Source organism: Vicinamibacteria bacterium (assembly GCA_035620555.1).
Classification (GTDB): domain Bacteria; phylum Acidobacteriota; class Vicinamibacteria; order Marinacidobacterales; family SMYC01; genus DASPGQ01.
Map to the genome: position 1 here is coordinate 1 of DASPGQ010000101.1, position 13,241 is coordinate 13,241.

At 63.7% G+C, this 13,241-nt stretch carries 14 protein-coding genes; 7 read left to right on the forward strand and 7 right to left on the reverse strand.

Annotated elements, in window-relative coordinates; translation table 11 throughout:
- The 3 genes from VEK15_04100 to VEK15_04110 form a co-directional block, all read right to left on the reverse strand.
- Positions 1-896 (reverse strand): amidohydrolase family protein (locus VEK15_04100; protein ID HXV59853.1); only part of this gene is annotated, 896 nt, incomplete at its 3' end.
- Positions 897-915: 19 nt separating this feature from the next.
- Positions 916-2,112: an alanine racemase gene (gene alr / locus VEK15_04105; protein HXV59854.1), complete on the reverse strand. Its 1,197-nt coding sequence runs from the start codon at positions 2,110-2,112 to the stop codon at positions 916-918.
- A gap of 25 nt (positions 2,113-2,137) precedes the next feature.
- Positions 2,138-3,076, reverse strand: coding sequence for an arginine deiminase family protein (locus VEK15_04110; GenBank protein ID HXV59855.1), 939 nt, complete (start codon positions 3,074-3,076; stop codon positions 2,138-2,140).
- 114 nt (positions 3,077-3,190) lie between these two features.
- Between VEK15_04110 and VEK15_04115 the strand changes: the two genes are divergently transcribed.
- Complete coding sequence (locus VEK15_04115) at positions 3,191-4,948, forward strand: VWA domain-containing protein (GenBank protein HXV59856.1); 1,758 nt, start codon at positions 3,191-3,193, stop codon at positions 4,946-4,948.
- A 2-nt stretch (positions 4,949-4,950) separates the two neighbouring features.
- Here the strand turns inward: VEK15_04115 and VEK15_04120 are convergent, their stop codons facing one another.
- Both VEK15_04120 and VEK15_04125 read right to left on the reverse strand, forming a co-directional pair.
- Positions 4,951-5,763, reverse strand: a complete 813-nt coding sequence (locus VEK15_04120; GenBank protein HXV59857.1) for an arginine deiminase family protein — start codon at positions 5,761-5,763, stop codon at positions 4,951-4,953.
- A gap of 2 nt (positions 5,764-5,765) precedes the next feature.
- A complete protein-coding gene (locus tag VEK15_04125; GenBank protein HXV59858.1) occupies positions 5,766-6,869 on the reverse strand; it encodes a D-cysteine desulfhydrase family protein in 1,104 nt (367 codons plus the stop codon).
- 125 nt (positions 6,870-6,994) lie between these two features.
- On the opposite strand from VEK15_04125, the gene VEK15_04130 reads away from it, so the two are divergent.
- From VEK15_04130 to VEK15_04145, 4 genes are all read left to right on the forward strand, one after another.
- Complete coding sequence (locus VEK15_04130) at positions 6,995-7,789, forward strand: BtpA/SgcQ family protein (GenBank protein ID HXV59859.1); 795 nt, start codon at positions 6,995-6,997, stop codon at positions 7,787-7,789.
- Complete coding sequence (locus VEK15_04135; GenBank protein HXV59860.1) at positions 7,786-8,595, forward strand: PfkB family carbohydrate kinase; 810 nt, start codon at positions 7,786-7,788, stop codon at positions 8,593-8,595. Before VEK15_04130 ends, VEK15_04135 begins: the two co-directional genes overlap by 4 nt.
- A 67-nt stretch (positions 8,596-8,662) precedes the next feature.
- On the forward strand, positions 8,663-9,406 hold the full coding sequence (locus VEK15_04140; protein HXV59861.1) for a copper homeostasis protein CutC: 744 nt from the start codon (positions 8,663-8,665) through the stop codon (positions 9,404-9,406).
- A complete protein-coding gene (locus VEK15_04145; protein HXV59862.1) occupies positions 9,403-10,386 on the forward strand; it encodes a nucleoside hydrolase in 984 nt (327 codons plus the stop codon). The genes VEK15_04140 and VEK15_04145 overlap by 4 nt, the downstream gene beginning before the upstream one ends.
- 72 nt (positions 10,387-10,458) lie before the next feature.
- On the opposite strand, the gene VEK15_04150 is transcribed toward VEK15_04145, so the two are convergent.
- Positions 10,459-10,683, reverse strand: coding sequence for a type II toxin-antitoxin system PemK/MazF family toxin (locus VEK15_04150; GenBank protein ID HXV59863.1), 225 nt, complete (start codon positions 10,681-10,683; stop codon positions 10,459-10,461).
- A gap of 104 nt (positions 10,684-10,787) precedes the next feature.
- Entirely contained in the window at positions 10,788-11,021 is a 234-nt protein-coding gene (locus tag VEK15_04155) for a ribbon-helix-helix domain-containing protein (GenBank protein HXV59864.1), read from the reverse strand.
- Between the two features lie 128 nt (positions 11,022-11,149).
- Here VEK15_04155 and VEK15_04160 point away from each other — a divergent pair, with 128 nt between their 5' ends.
- Together VEK15_04160 and VEK15_04165 are read left to right on the forward strand one after the other, a co-directional pair.
- The gene (locus tag VEK15_04160; GenBank protein ID HXV59865.1) at positions 11,150-12,298 is read left to right on the forward strand and encodes a DUF3300 domain-containing protein; all 1,149 of its coding nucleotides are present in this window, start codon (positions 11,150-11,152) and stop codon (positions 12,296-12,298) included.
- A complete protein-coding gene (locus VEK15_04165; GenBank protein ID HXV59866.1) occupies positions 12,295-13,227 on the forward strand; it encodes a DUF2950 domain-containing protein in 933 nt (310 codons plus the stop codon). Before VEK15_04160 ends, VEK15_04165 begins: the two co-directional genes overlap by 4 nt.
- Positions 13,228-13,241: the final 14 nt, after the last annotated feature.

Genomic DNA, 13,241 nt, shown 5'->3' on the forward strand with positions numbered 1-13,241 from the left:
TCCGCAAGATCGGTCCAGGTGGCGATGACTTCGGGGTCACCGCAGCGCGCCTCGATTGGAGAAAGCTTCACCGCTGAGTCGAGCACTTGCTGGTAGCGCTCGTAGTGAGCCAGGCCGGTGATCGAAACGACTCCTCGCTTCTTGGCCTCGGCAAGAAACCCCTCATCGACGAGCTCGTCGACGACGGTATGAGCGAGCACATCGACGTTCGCGCGAATCGCCATCTTGGCCGCTTCGAGCTCTTCGGCATGTATTGCGACCTTTATCCGCCGCGAGTGCGCTTCGTCCACGAGCGCTCTCAGCACGGGCTCATCGAGAAATCCCGCCTTTACGAGGTCGACGTCACGGCCGGCGAGCTCCTGGACTTTCGCGCGCGCCTCCTCGGGGCTCGCCACCTGAACCAGGACGGGGTCTTCGCGAGTCCAAAGTGTCATCGTCCCCACGGGAAAACCCGCGAGAAAGGGACCGGCCGTCAGGATGCGGGGCGCTTTCGTCGCGTCTCGAACGTCGGCTTCCCACCGAGGACCGCCGAGTGATGCAACCGTGGTGATCCCCGAGCACAAAAACCGGTCCGTGGTCTCCCCGATGCGGGCACGGATGCGGGCCCGCTCGGTCTCATGGGGGACCCGAGCAGTGAGATCGGAGTCATCGGGACTCGTGTATAGACTTCCCGAGTCGAACAGATGGGTGTGTGCGTCGATGAGGCCGGGAATGACCCACTTCCCCGTCGCATCGAGCACCCGCGCACCCGGCTCTGCGACGCAGGTCGAAGCCCGCCCGACCATCGCGATCCGGCCGTCCCGAATATCGATACAAACGTCCCGGATCGGAGGTCTCCCTGTGCCGTCGACGAGAGTGCCGTGAAGAAGGATGGTGACCGAGAGAAGGGCGCTCACGATTTGAGCATCGAGGCGCTTATCCGAGGATCTTCCTGGGCAGAAGCGGGTTCAGGTGCATGGTGAGGTCGTACACCGATGCGCCGCTGTCAGCCGAAACGTCCTCGGGCCGGGAACCGGCGCGCCAATCGAACAGGGTCGCCTCGTCCCCGATCTCGACCGACTTCTCCGGGCCGATCTCCACGATGGTGTGGCTCGCCGAGATGCTGGCGACGATGGGGTAAAGGCGGTCGCCGATGCGCACCTTCGCGGTGTTGGCCGCCGCGCGCGGCAGCCCATCGGTGTGTCCCAGGGGAAGAGTCGCCACCCACACGGGCGACTTGGCGACGTAAGCGCGGCTATATCCCGCACTGTCGCCTTCCCCGAGCTTCTTCACATACGCCACCCGCGCTTTCAGCGCGAGCGCGGGGCGGAGCTCAAGAGAGTCGGAGCCGCGGAACTCTTGCTCCGAGTACACGCCGTAAATCGCCATGCCGGGCCGCACCATATCGAGAAAGTAGTCAGGATGCTGAAACAGCGCGAAGCTCGAGGCGGCGTGACGTCGTCCGAGCTCCACGCCCGCCGAGGCGAGCTCACTGCAAAGAGCATCGAAGCGGCTCTTCTGGTCTTCGTCGAGCTGGGCGTCTTCCGCGAAGGTCATCATCGTTCCCTCGATGCGCACCGAAGATCGGCGTGCGAGGTCCCGGACGAGCGCACCGGCAACCTTGTGAGGAACCCCGACGCGCCCGATACCGGTATCCACGCAAACGTGGATGCCCACGGCGCTCTGACGTTCGGCCGCGAGCCGATCGAGCAGGTCGCCAATCGGAGTGTAGACCATCGGAGTGATGCGCCGATGAACCGCTTCCCTCAAGCCCGCCTCGTCGAAGGGCCCCATGAGCAGAATGGGCTTCTCCACTCCGGAATCCCTCACCGCGACGGCTTCCTGCAGCTTCACGGTAGCGAATCCGTGGATGGCGCTCGAAGGCTCGAGAAGCCGGGCCACGTTCGCGATGCCCATGCCATAACCGTTGTTCTTGATGACGGCCAGAATGGGCCGCCCGCCCGCTCGCCGGGAGATTTGATCGACGTTGTGACGCAGGTTCTCCTGGTGGATCTCGACCCAGGGATCGAACGAAGAGACGGTGGGCTCGCTCGCGGCAACCGCGCCGGGAGAAGAAATGCTGACCGCTCCTCCGACGAGAACGCTCGAGCTCAGAAACTCACGACGGTTCATGACGCCCTCCTTGTCCCCCGGCACTCTACCGCACTTGGATGGGGCAGGTCATACAGTGTGGGCCACCATTGCCCTTGAACAGCTCTTCTGACGGGAAGGTGTGAAGCTTCCAGCCGCGCCGGGCGAGCTCCGACCCGACGCGCCTCGCGGTGTCGAATCCGACGGCGGCCCGAGACTTCTTGGTGACGACGAGATTCAAGTGTCCGCCCTTGCGCTCGGAAAGCGTGATCGGAATGGTGCGAATCCCCTTCCGGTCGAGGATCTCCTCGAACATGGTGTGACGCGGCTCCGATTTCCCTGCCTGATAGAGGCGGCAGGGGAAGACGCGGAGCGGTTCCGGATAGATCAGCGCGAGATCGATGTCGAGCACCATGAAGATGCCGTCGATGTGGATGTGTCCGAACGGCAGAGGAACTTCGAGAAAGAACTCGACGTCCTTTCCGAGCACGAGGTTGCGAAGAGCGCGCGTGCCCGTCTCGTTGGCGCGGTCACAGAGCGAAGCTACGGCCGTGTCGTCGCCGAGCAACGTCACGCCACCTCCCTCGAGGAACCCCGGGGGCTCGATGGCTCCCAGAATGGGAACCCCAAGCCGCTCGAAAGCGCGCCCGAGCATCAGCTGATCGCCCCATCTCCCCTTGAGGTGGGGGGACATCAGGACGGCGCCGCTTTCGAAAACGACCGCGAGGTCGCGCGTATAGGTCATATTGGGCCGGCGAGACATATAGGCGATGGCGTCGTCGTCTTCTTCGAGAATCTCGGTGAGCAGCAGCGTCTCCACGCCCGCGGCCTGAAAATGGCCCAGCATCGCGTCGTAGTCGGAGAGAAAACGCCTCGGATCGACGGGCTGTTCGAAGTGAAATTCCTGAAGAGTTTCCGCCGTCACCCGCTCGAGCTCGGGCCCGGGCCGGTGCACGACGACCCGCTTCAAGTCACCGTACGCGTTCCGCACTCCGTAATCTGCCAACTCGTTTTTCCTTCCCGCCCGCTTGGCCGCCCCGTAAGGTCTATCTATAATGCATCGGAAGCTTTCCTGCCTGAAGCCGCCCGGGTCGAAGGGGCTTCGAACTGGAGGACTTGAATGACTCTGTGTCCGGCCCTCCTCCTCGGGCTGGCGTCGATTCTATCGCTAACCCCCGGCTCGCCGGCGCAGGAAGACGGCCGGGGCGACATTCCTACCTTTCGCACCGGCGTCAGCACCGTCCTCGTCGACGCCCTGGTGCTCGATGGCGAGGGAAATCCGATTGCAGACCTGGACAAAGCCGACTTCGAGGTACTCGAGGACGGCATTCCGCAAACCATCTCGAGTTTCGACGTGACCAGCTGGACTTCCTACGTAGCTGAACGCACGGAGAGCTCACCGGCGGCGAGCGCAAACGCTTACCCGCGACGGTTCGTCTTCATTCTCAACCGCCAGGCGGCACAATTCACCTATCTGGCCCGGGCGAAGAAAGCCTTGTCGAGCTTCGTCGTGGAATCGATGGCCGACGGCGACGAGGCGATGGTCATCGACGTAGGCTACGCGACGAAGGTCATCCAGGAGCTCCAACCCGTCAAGGAGGTCACTCTCGAGGCAATCCGCACGCTGAGTCAGATGGAGGTGGATTACATGATGGACCCCTATCGGTCCTCCTTCCAACTCTATCGTGACATCGAGTCACTCTCGCGCTCGCTGGCGGAGCTCCCGGGAAGGAAGATCGTCGTCCTCCTTTCGCCGGAGCTTCCAACCTTCTCGCCTCCGGGATCTCGCTATTCCGATCAGGGCCTCGCGCTGAAAGATGCTATCGAGGCGCTGAACGAGGCCAATGCCTCGGTTTACACCATCGACCTTTATGGCGCGGATGGCTCATGGAGAGGAGGCTCCTATGGCGGACTATCGCCTCTGGCGACGGAAACGGGTGGGCGCTTCTTTCCCAACACGGTGTCGTTCGAACCGTCGCTTCGACGCATCGGTCGTGAGAACGAGCGCTACTACCTCCTGGGGTACACCCCGGACCAAGAGCCGGACGGTCGCTATCGAAAGATCGAAGTTCGGGTCAGAACGCGTCCCGATGCCGAGGTCATCGCCCGAAGCGGCTACATGGCGCGCGTATCTGCGTCTGAAGCGACCGATTCACCCGAGGTGGCGCGCCTCGAAGAGCTTCCACTCGCCGTCGAGATAACGACCTATCTCCTGCCCACCGGTGCCGGCATCGTGCGGGTCCCCATGAGCGTCGCCCTGCCCGAGGATCTCCTGACCGGCGATGGAGGCGATTCTCGACGGCTCGACCTGCGCGTGACAAACGACGGCGGGGAGGTACTCCACACGTTCGAGCGGGACGTGAGCGTCGAACGCTATTTCGTCCTGAGTTACGCCGACCTCGTCCCCGGACGTTATGTCCTGTCGGTCGTGCTTCATTCGGAGGAGCGAGAGCTCTACCGAACATCCATGGGAATCGACGTGCCGGAGGGGCTAGGCAGGCGATTCGGCATATCGAGCGTCGTTCCCATCGTGGGACCCGGGGCCTCGATCGACTCCGACGAACTGCCGATTCTTCCCACCGCCTCGGTGAAGCGAGGACAAGACGCGTTCGTTCTCTTTCAGGTGTTCCCCGGACAGGACGAGCCCGCGAGAAGAGCGCGCGTAAGCTACACGTTATTCGGGGAGCGGTCCGAAGCCCTCCGAACCGGGGGGCCGGAGGCACCGATCGAGCTTTTGGAGACCGCCGCCGGAACCCCAGTTATCCTCAGCGTGCCTACCAGCTCGCTTGCCTACGGCCGCTATCGAGTGGAGGTTCGGGCGGAGGATGACTCGCGCGGGCGACGCGCGACGAGCGACATCGAGATCCGCATCCGCTGAGGCTATGCTTTTCGCTCGACGGGGAGGATGAGGCAGGTCGGACCCCCGGCTCCTTTCCGGAACTCCGAGAGGTCCACACCCTGCACCGCGACCCCAGCCGCATCCAGTGCCTCCATCGTGCGAAGGTTCTCGGCTTCGTTGGCGAGGACTTCGTTCGGGCCGAGGCAAATCACGTTGCCGGTGGAAGGCCCCTCTTCCTCGACCCATACCACCTCGAACCCTTTGAAGAAACCTCCCGGGTAGTTGCCGCGGCAGGCGAGGATCCGCTCGGGGGCGATGACGCTCATGGTACCGCCGAGATGGAGGACGTTGTCGACGTCCGCGATCCGAACCTCGAAGCCCATCTTCTGGAGCAGCTCGGACATCTGACGAACGCCGTCCGAGTTCGTGCGCGACGAATGTCCGACGAAAGCGACCTTTCCTGCAAGGATCACATCGCCGCCCTCGACCGTGCCAGGACGCTCGATCTCGCCGGCGCAGGGCTCTCCGTGCTGTTCGAGAGCCGAGGCCATCCAGTCCGCTTCGCCCCTTCGACTCGACAGGCCGAGCCGCAGCTTGACGTACCCTTGGGGGGTGACGACGGAGGCGTCTCGCGTGAATACCGAATTGGGATGGCCAATCAGCTCGGGCAGATCGATGACCTCCGCTCCGCTTCGGGACAGGATTGCGCACAGCTCGCCGTGTTGCGCATGGGTCCGTTCGGGATCCGCGATCTCGTTGAAGTTGTGGAGCTTCGGATCGGAAACCTTGAAATACTGCTCTCGCGGCGTCGAGACGATGACGCGCGACAACCGCTCGCCTTCGTTGCGGATCATGGCTAGGGTTTCTGCCCGAGGTGACTCAGAAGCTCGTCCTCGTAGGCAAAGAGCGCCGGCGTGCCGCCGGTATGGACGAAGACGATTCCGCGGCTCCCTTCGAAATAGCCCTTCTTGATGAGATCGAGCATTCCCGCCATGGCCTTCCCCGTGTAGACGGGATCGAGCAGAATGCCCTCGTGGCGCGCGAGAGCCCCGATCGCCATTGCCGTCGCCTCGTTGACCACGCCGTAAGCTTCCCCAATGTAGTCGTCGAGTACGATGGTCTCCTCGGGAGAGAAGCGATGCGAGAGCTCGAGCGCCTCCGCTGTCTCGTTGGCGATGCGAGCAACCTGTTCCTTGGCCACCCGTTTCTCACCCGAGACGCTGATTCCCACGACTTTCACGTGAGGGGCGAGAGCGGCGGCGCCGACCATCAAACCGGCCTGCGTGCCTCCGGACCCGGTGGCGAGCACGACGTGGTCGAAACTGACACCGGCTTCGGCCGCCTGCTCGATAAGCTCGCAGAACCCGTGGGCATAGGCGACGGCCCCGAGAGGACGATCCATGGAGTCCGAGGGCACCGAGCCTCCAACGGGAACGACGTAGGGACGATGGCCGCCGGCGCGCTCCTCTTCGGCGATGCGTCTGACGATCGAAGCTCGGTCCGCGCCGGGATCGATGAGGCGGACGTCGGCCCCCATCAACGAATCGAGAAGCAGATTACCGCCGTGGTGCGGGGAATGCTCGCCCCGGGTCAGCACGAGAATCGGCCGAATGCCGTGGATTCGCGCCGCCGCGGTCGTCTGCCGGGCCCAGTTGGACTGGATGCCGGCCCAGGTGATGATGACGTCGGACTTCTTCCGGAGCACGTCGGCGAAGATGAACTCCAGCTTTCTGGCTTTGTTCCCTCCGAAAGCCAGCCCGGTTTGATCGTCCCGCTTGATGTACAGAGGCGGCCCTCCGAGATCCTTCGACAGCGCCTTCAACTCCTCGAGAGGTGTCGGCAGGTGCGCGAGCGGCACGCGCTCGAACTTGGCGAGCAGATCCTGGCGAAAATCTCCGGAAGCCGCGGGTAGCGCGACTCCCAAGCCGAGGCCCAATGTTACAAGAAGCTTGGCTTTCATGGCATGCTCCTACGTGATCGAGCGATTGTATTACAGACGGTTCCGAGGTCTCCGGGAGTCGCCCGGTTCTTGGCTATCGGGTTGCCCGGCAACGGTTTCGGCGCCTAATTGCGAGAACGCACGATATGATAGGGACGAGCCGGTTCACAAGCCTCTTTTCCGGGCGTAAGCCGATCATCGGGGTCATCCATTTGCCGCCGCTGCCGGGATACCCTGAAAGCCCCGGGATCGAAGCGTCCGTGGCGAAAGCCCTGGTCGACCTCGACGCCTTTCATGCGGGGCCGGTCGACGGTGTTCTCGTCGAGAACGAGGAGGACCGTCCACACCGCGTCGAGGCTTCCCGAGAGACGATCGCGGCGATGACTCGAGTTTGTCGAGAGCTCGTGCTCCACGCGCGGGTGCCCGTCGGCGTGGAGATTCTGCTGAATGACCCCGAGGCATCGCTCGCCGTCGCTTCGATGGCCGGCGCGGCCTTCATTCGAACGGATTATTTCGTGGATCCGATGGAGCGTCCCGAGCACGGTGGCCGTATGCGCATCGACCCCGATGCCCTGATCCGTTATCGGTCCCACATCGGAGCCCAGGATGTCCTCGTTCTGGCGGACATACAAGTCAAGTACGCCAGAATGCTCGTCGAGAGAGGTCTCGCGGAATCCGCGCGGCTCGCGAGAGAGGCTGCCGCCGATGCGGTTCTCGTGACCGGTCGCGCGACCGGGGAACCGCCGTCCGTTCCCGACCTAGAAGAATCGAAACAAGGCGCCGGCGATCTGCCCGTGCTCGTCGGAAGCGGCCTCGACCTATCGAACGTAGGCGAGCTTCTCCGTGTCGCGGACGGAGCGGTCGTGGGAACGAGCCTCAAGCAAGGCGATTACGTCGCCGCCGAAAAGGTAATCGCTCTCGTACGCGAGGCGCGACGATGAACGTCGTTTGCGTCGGGGACTTGGGAGTGGATCGCTACCTTCCCCTGAAGCTCGATCGCCCGGGCGGCATCGCTCTCAATTTTGTCGCTCATGCGCGTCGTCTGTTCGACCCGTCCGATCGAATCACTCTCGTGAGCGCTCTTGGCACGGATGAAGAAGCGGTGATTGCACGGCGAGGCATCGAGACGCTCGATGTGCGCGCCTGCATCACCGAGATCGCCGGACGTACGTCCCTCCAGCTCATCGACCTCGAGCCATCGGGCGAGAAGATCTTCGTCGAATACCACCAAGGGATTCTCGGCGAGTTCCGCATCGGGGCGCCCGAGCAAGAGCTCATCTCCGACGCGGATCTTCTCTTCGCCCCTTACTACGAGCAGATCGATGGTTTCTTCGCTTCGATCGTGGAGACCCCTTCGCGAGGAATTCGTGCGGTGGATTTCGCCGACATCGCCGATCGGCCGACGACGGAACGCGTCGAAGAATACGGGCCGGGATTTTCTATCGCTTTTTTCGGACTGAGCTCGTCGCACCGGGCCTTGATCGATGCGCTCGAGACCGTCGCCCGGCGGCAGAACAAGCTCTTCATCGTCACGCTCGGGGCCGAAGGAAGCCTCGCGCTGACCGGAGGCGGGCGGCTGCGCGTGCCCGCCGTTTCGGTTGACCAGGTGGTCGATACGACCGGCGCCGGGGACACATTCGCGGCGGGCTTCTTGAGCGAATATTGTCGCTCTAAAGGCGTGACGCGCGCTCTTCGGCGTGGGGCCGAAGAGGCGGCGCGGACCATCACGCACATCGGCGCGTTCTAGCCTCTCCATCGGCGGTGCTCGCGCGGGGTGATGTAACCTCTCTCGTCACCCTGCTAGACTTGTCGCCATGCTCGTCGAAGCCTGTGTCGATTCCGTGGAAGGAGCCGTCGCGGCTCAAGCCGGGGGTGCCGCACGGGTCGAGCTGTGCACCGCTCTTCTCGAGGGCGGCCTCACGCCGAGCGCCGGAGCCATCGCCCTCGCACGGCGGAGGCTTAGGATTGGACTTCACGTCATCGTCCGACCTCGGGGAGGCGACTTTCTCTACACCGAGACCGAGCACGAAGTCATGCTCGAGGACATCAACGCCGCCAAGCAGCTCGGCGCCGACGGCGTCGTCATCGGCGTCCTCGATCCTCGAGGCAACGTGGATCGGGACCGCACTCGCGCCCTCGTCGAACGGGCGCGACCCATGGCCGTGACCTTCCATCGCGCGTTCGACATGGCGCGCGAGCCTTTCGAGGCGCTCGAATCACTGGTGGAGCTGGGCGTCGACCGTCTGTTGACGTCGGGCCAGGAGGAGTCCGCCATGGCGGGGCTCGATCTGCTCCGGCAGCTGATCGAAGAAGCGGGCGAGCGGATCATCGTGATGCCGGCCGGCAGCATCCACGAAAGGAACATCGAGAAAATCGCGAGGGAAACCCGTGCCAGCGAGCTTCACATCACGGGATTCGTGGACATCGAGAGCGGAATGCAGTTTCGCAACCCTCGGGTGCACATGGGCGGCCTGCTTCGCCCGCCGGAATATTCCCGCGCGACCACCGACGCCGAGCGCATTCGGACGCTGGTGAGTCTGGCCCGAGGGCTGAAATGACGCGGAAGCTCGTGCTCGCCGCGGCGATCGTCTCCGCCTGTCGAGTCCCCGAAACGACCGTGTCGGAGTCACCGTCGCCGATCGCGGTTTGGCTCGACGTGGATCCGGCCGTCAGGCGTGGGGGTCACGAGCCCGACGATGGGCTCGCTCTTCTTCAAGCGTTTCACTCTCCCGAGCTCGAGATCGTCGGGGTGAGCGTCGTCTTCGGAAACTCCCCTCTCGAGATCGGCTATCCGATTGCCCAGGAGATCGTGAGCCGCTTCGGACCCGAGGGGCTTGCGGTTTACTCGGGAGCCTCGGGGGCGGAAGAGCTGGGTGTCGAGACCGACGCCTCTCGCGCTCTGACAGCGGCACTCGGCGAAAGCGCGCTCTCTATCCTCGCGCTCGGACCGGTGACGAACGTGGCGACGGTGCTGACGAACCATCCCGAGCTCGCCGGTCGTATCAATCGGATCATCGCCGTCGCCGGACGACGGCCAGGCCAGAGATTCACTCTCGGCGAAGGCGGAGCCCCTCTCATGGACTTCAACTTCGAGCTCGATCCCGCCGGTTTTCAGGTATTGCTCGACTCCGGGGCACCGGTCATTCTCGCTCCCTTCGAGATCTCGTCCAAGACTCCGCTCGGCGAGGAGCAGATCGAGCGGTTCGCCACGGTGCCAGAGATTGGCGAGTTCTTTCTCGAGCCCCTTCGCGACTATGTGGAGTGGTACGACGAGCGCTTTGCCATCCGGGCGATCTTCCCCTTCGATACACTCGCGGTGGCCTACCTGACCTCCCCCGATTGGATCCAGTGTGAAGAGCTCCCCGTCGAAATCCAGACCTTACCCGATGATGTCCGCCCCGGCGAGGAGAAGCCTTACCTTCTCGCCTCGAAGGACCTGCCCTCGAGCCAGCGTGTAACGTACTGCCACTCGGCGAGCGAGGCGTTCACCGAAGATTTGATGCGCAGGATGCTAGCCGCGAACGAGGTGGACAAGTAAGTCAGGCCCGCCCCACCGTGGACTTTCCTTGGCCTTTGCGGGAATGGGCCCCTCGCGCCGCTTCACGTTACTTTATCCCTCTGAGGTGAGACTCTCGAGCTCCAGCGCCAGAATGACCTTCCTAGAGACTTCCCGCATCGTCTCGCGGTCAAGAGTTCCAACGTATCGATCGAGCTTTTGCTTCGGAACGGTGTGAACGTTGTCAGCTTGCACGAACGACGACTTGGGAAGGTTCGCTTTTTGGTCGATGTCGATCTCGGTTGGGTATCCCTTGTCCTTTGTTGTGATCTCGGCCACGGTGACCTTGTTGACCTACGGCAAGACGTTTTGCCTCGTGAGAACGACGACCGGCCGAAGGCCAATCCGACCTCCGAGCTCGATCAACCACACGTCGCCGCGATTCACTCATCACTCCAGCTCTCGGCCTCCGCCCACGCCGGCGCGTCGCTCAGGTCCTGAGGTTCTTCCCTCAGCTTGGCGATCCACTCGTCCTCGAACTTCTTGACTTCCCTCTCGCGGACCCATTTTCTCAAAGCGTCGCGTACGACGGCCGATCGTGACAGATTCGCCGATGCCGCGAGCTCGTCGACGATCCCGATGAGGTCTTCGTCGAGGCTGATCTGCACGTTCTTCATTGGTTTTCCATTCACAATTACAGGTATATTTCATGCATATACAAAAAACATATAGCAACGTAAAGTCGCTTTCTGGAGCAACTTGAAGTGGTAACGGCGTCGGTTCCGCGCCGAAGCGAAAGTGTAGAATGGCGTACGTGACGAGCGTGCATGAGGTCGCCCTGATGGCAGTAGTCGGGGCCGCCACCGCCGGAATCGCTTCGACGACTGCCCAAAACCAGGCGAGTCAGAAACCATCGTCGAAAGCTGCGCCGGTTGCGAAGTTGCCGCCGGACGAGGTCGATGGTTTGATGGCGCCGGTTGCTCTCTACCCTGATCAACTACTGGCGCAGATGCTCGTGTCGGCGACGACTCCGGCACGCGTCAAGGAGCTCGACGCCTGGTTGAAGACCAAGCCGCCGTTCACGGGCTCGGCCCTGCAGGACGCGACTCGCCAGACCGGGTACGAGCCCAGCCTGGTGGCACTCGTGATCTTCCCACAGGTAGTGGACTTCATGGCCACGAACCTGGACTGGACCACCGAGGTCGGCCGGGCCGTCTCGAGCGACCGGGCGGGCGTGCTCGACAGCGTGCAGCGACTGCGCGCGGACGCGCTCGCGAGCGGCAAGCTGAAAACCACGCCCCAGCAGACGGTCAGCCTCAAGACCCTGGACAGCGGCCAGAACATCATCGTCATCGAGCCCGCCAACGCGCAGGTGGTCCACGTGCCGCAGTACGACCCCAAGATGGTCTACACGGAGGCGCCAACCTCCACCACGGTCGTAATCCAGGAGGAGGACGATGATGCCGCCGAGGCGATGGCCGCGGGCCTGATCGGCTTTACAGCCGGCATTGTCATCGGTGCCGCCATCGACAACGACTATTACTACGGGCCGTACGGCTGGCACGGCGCGCCGTACATGTACAACGACGCCTGGGACGACTGGTACGACGATCGTGAAGACGCGCGCGAGGACTGGTACGAACACCGCGAGGACGCGCGCGAGGATGTCCTGGAGCACCGCGAGGACATCGCGGAGACGCGCAGCGACCGGGCAGCCAACGCGCGAGAGCAGCGCACCGAACGATCCGAGACGCAGACGCAACGAACGCAGACGGTGCGGAGCGGCGCGGCGTCATACGAGTCGCGCGGTCAGAACCGGGACCGCTCGAGCACGGCCGCGGCGCGGAGCGGCACGGCCTCCGACGCCTTCTCCAACTACTCGAGCGGCCGGTCGGAACGCTCGGCGAGCGCACGCGGCAAGCGCAGCCGCTCCTCCGGCAGGCGCCGGCGATGACGAGGTCGCTGATCGGAGCGGCGATCCTCGCGAGCGTCGCTGTGGCGTCCTGCGCCCCGAAGTCAGAGGACCGCACCTTTGCCACGCCCGACGATGCGGTCCGTACCCTCATCGACACCGTCAACGGTGGCGATCTGGAGGCGCTGGTCAAACTGTTCGGCCCCGAAGGACGGGACCTCGTCTCCGGGTCGGATCCGGCAACCGGCCGCCGGAACCAACAGGTGTTCCTGGCAGCGATCGGGGAGCAATGGCGTCTCGAAGACCGCGACGCCAACACCAAGGAACTGATCGTCGGCAATGAGGACTGGCCGTTCCCCATTCCGCTAGTCAGGAGCGATCAAGGCTGGCGGTTCGATGCCCCCGCCGGCCGGGAAGAGATCCTCGCCCGGCGCATCGGCCGCAACGAACTAGCCGTCATCGACGTATGCCGGGCCTACGTGAAGGCGCAGCGTGCTTACGCCAGAACCGCGCACGACGAGAACCGAGCCGGGCTCTACGCGCAACGGTTCGGAAGCGAACCGGGCCGGCAGAACGGGCTGTACTGGCCGCCGACGCGCCACCAGCCGCGCAGCCCCCTCGGCGATCTCGTGGCCGGAGCTTCCGACGACGGTTACGATCTCGGCGCACGCAAGTCGCCGGAGCCGTTTCATGGCTACTACTTCCGCATTCTCACGGCGCAGGGGCCGGCAGCCCCGGGCGGAGAGATGGACTACCTCAGAGACAGCGAGATGTCCGGCGGGTTCGCGCTAATTGCGTGGCCGGCTCAGTACGATGCGAGTGGCGTCATGACCTTCATCGTGAACGCCAGCGGCGTCGTATACGAAAAGGACCTGGGGCCCGAGACGGCCACGGCCGTCGCCGCCATCGTCCGGTACGACCCCGACACAAGTTGGCGGCCGGTTCAGAACGGCAGCGCCGTCCAGCCGTAGCGGCGGGAAACGTC

Bases quoted from the DNA above. Each gene is read 5' to 3' on its own strand.
- alr (HXV59854.1), bottom strand. From the start codon at position 2,112: ATGAACCGTCGTGAGTTTCTGAGCTCGAGCGTTCTCGTCGGAGGAGCG.
- VEK15_04115 (HXV59856.1), top strand. From the start codon at position 3,191: ATGACTCTGTGTCCGGCCCTCCTCCTCGGGCTGGCGTCGATTCTATCG.
- VEK15_04120 (HXV59857.1), bottom strand. From the start codon at position 5,763: ATGATCCGCAACGAAGGCGAGCGGTTGTCGCGCGTCATCGTCTCGACG.
- VEK15_04125 (HXV59858.1), bottom strand. From the start codon at position 6,869: ATGAAAGCCAAGCTTCTTGTAACATTGGGCCTCGGCTTGGGAGTCGCG.
- VEK15_04130 (HXV59859.1), top strand. From the start codon at position 6,995: ATGATAGGGACGAGCCGGTTCACAAGCCTCTTTTCCGGGCGTAAGCCG.
- VEK15_04135 (HXV59860.1), top strand. From the start codon at position 7,786: ATGAACGTCGTTTGCGTCGGGGACTTGGGAGTGGATCGCTACCTTCCC.
- VEK15_04140 (HXV59861.1), top strand. From the start codon at position 8,663: ATGCTCGTCGAAGCCTGTGTCGATTCCGTGGAAGGAGCCGTCGCGGCT.
- VEK15_04145 (HXV59862.1), top strand. From the start codon at position 9,403: ATGACGCGGAAGCTCGTGCTCGCCGCGGCGATCGTCTCCGCCTGTCGA.
- VEK15_04155 (HXV59864.1), bottom strand. From the start codon at position 11,021: ATGAAGAACGTGCAGATCAGCCTCGACGAAGACCTCATCGGGATCGTC.
- VEK15_04160 (HXV59865.1), top strand. From the start codon at position 11,150: ATGGCGTACGTGACGAGCGTGCATGAGGTCGCCCTGATGGCAGTAGTC.
- VEK15_04165 (HXV59866.1), top strand. From the start codon at position 12,295: ATGACGAGGTCGCTGATCGGAGCGGCGATCCTCGCGAGCGTCGCTGTG.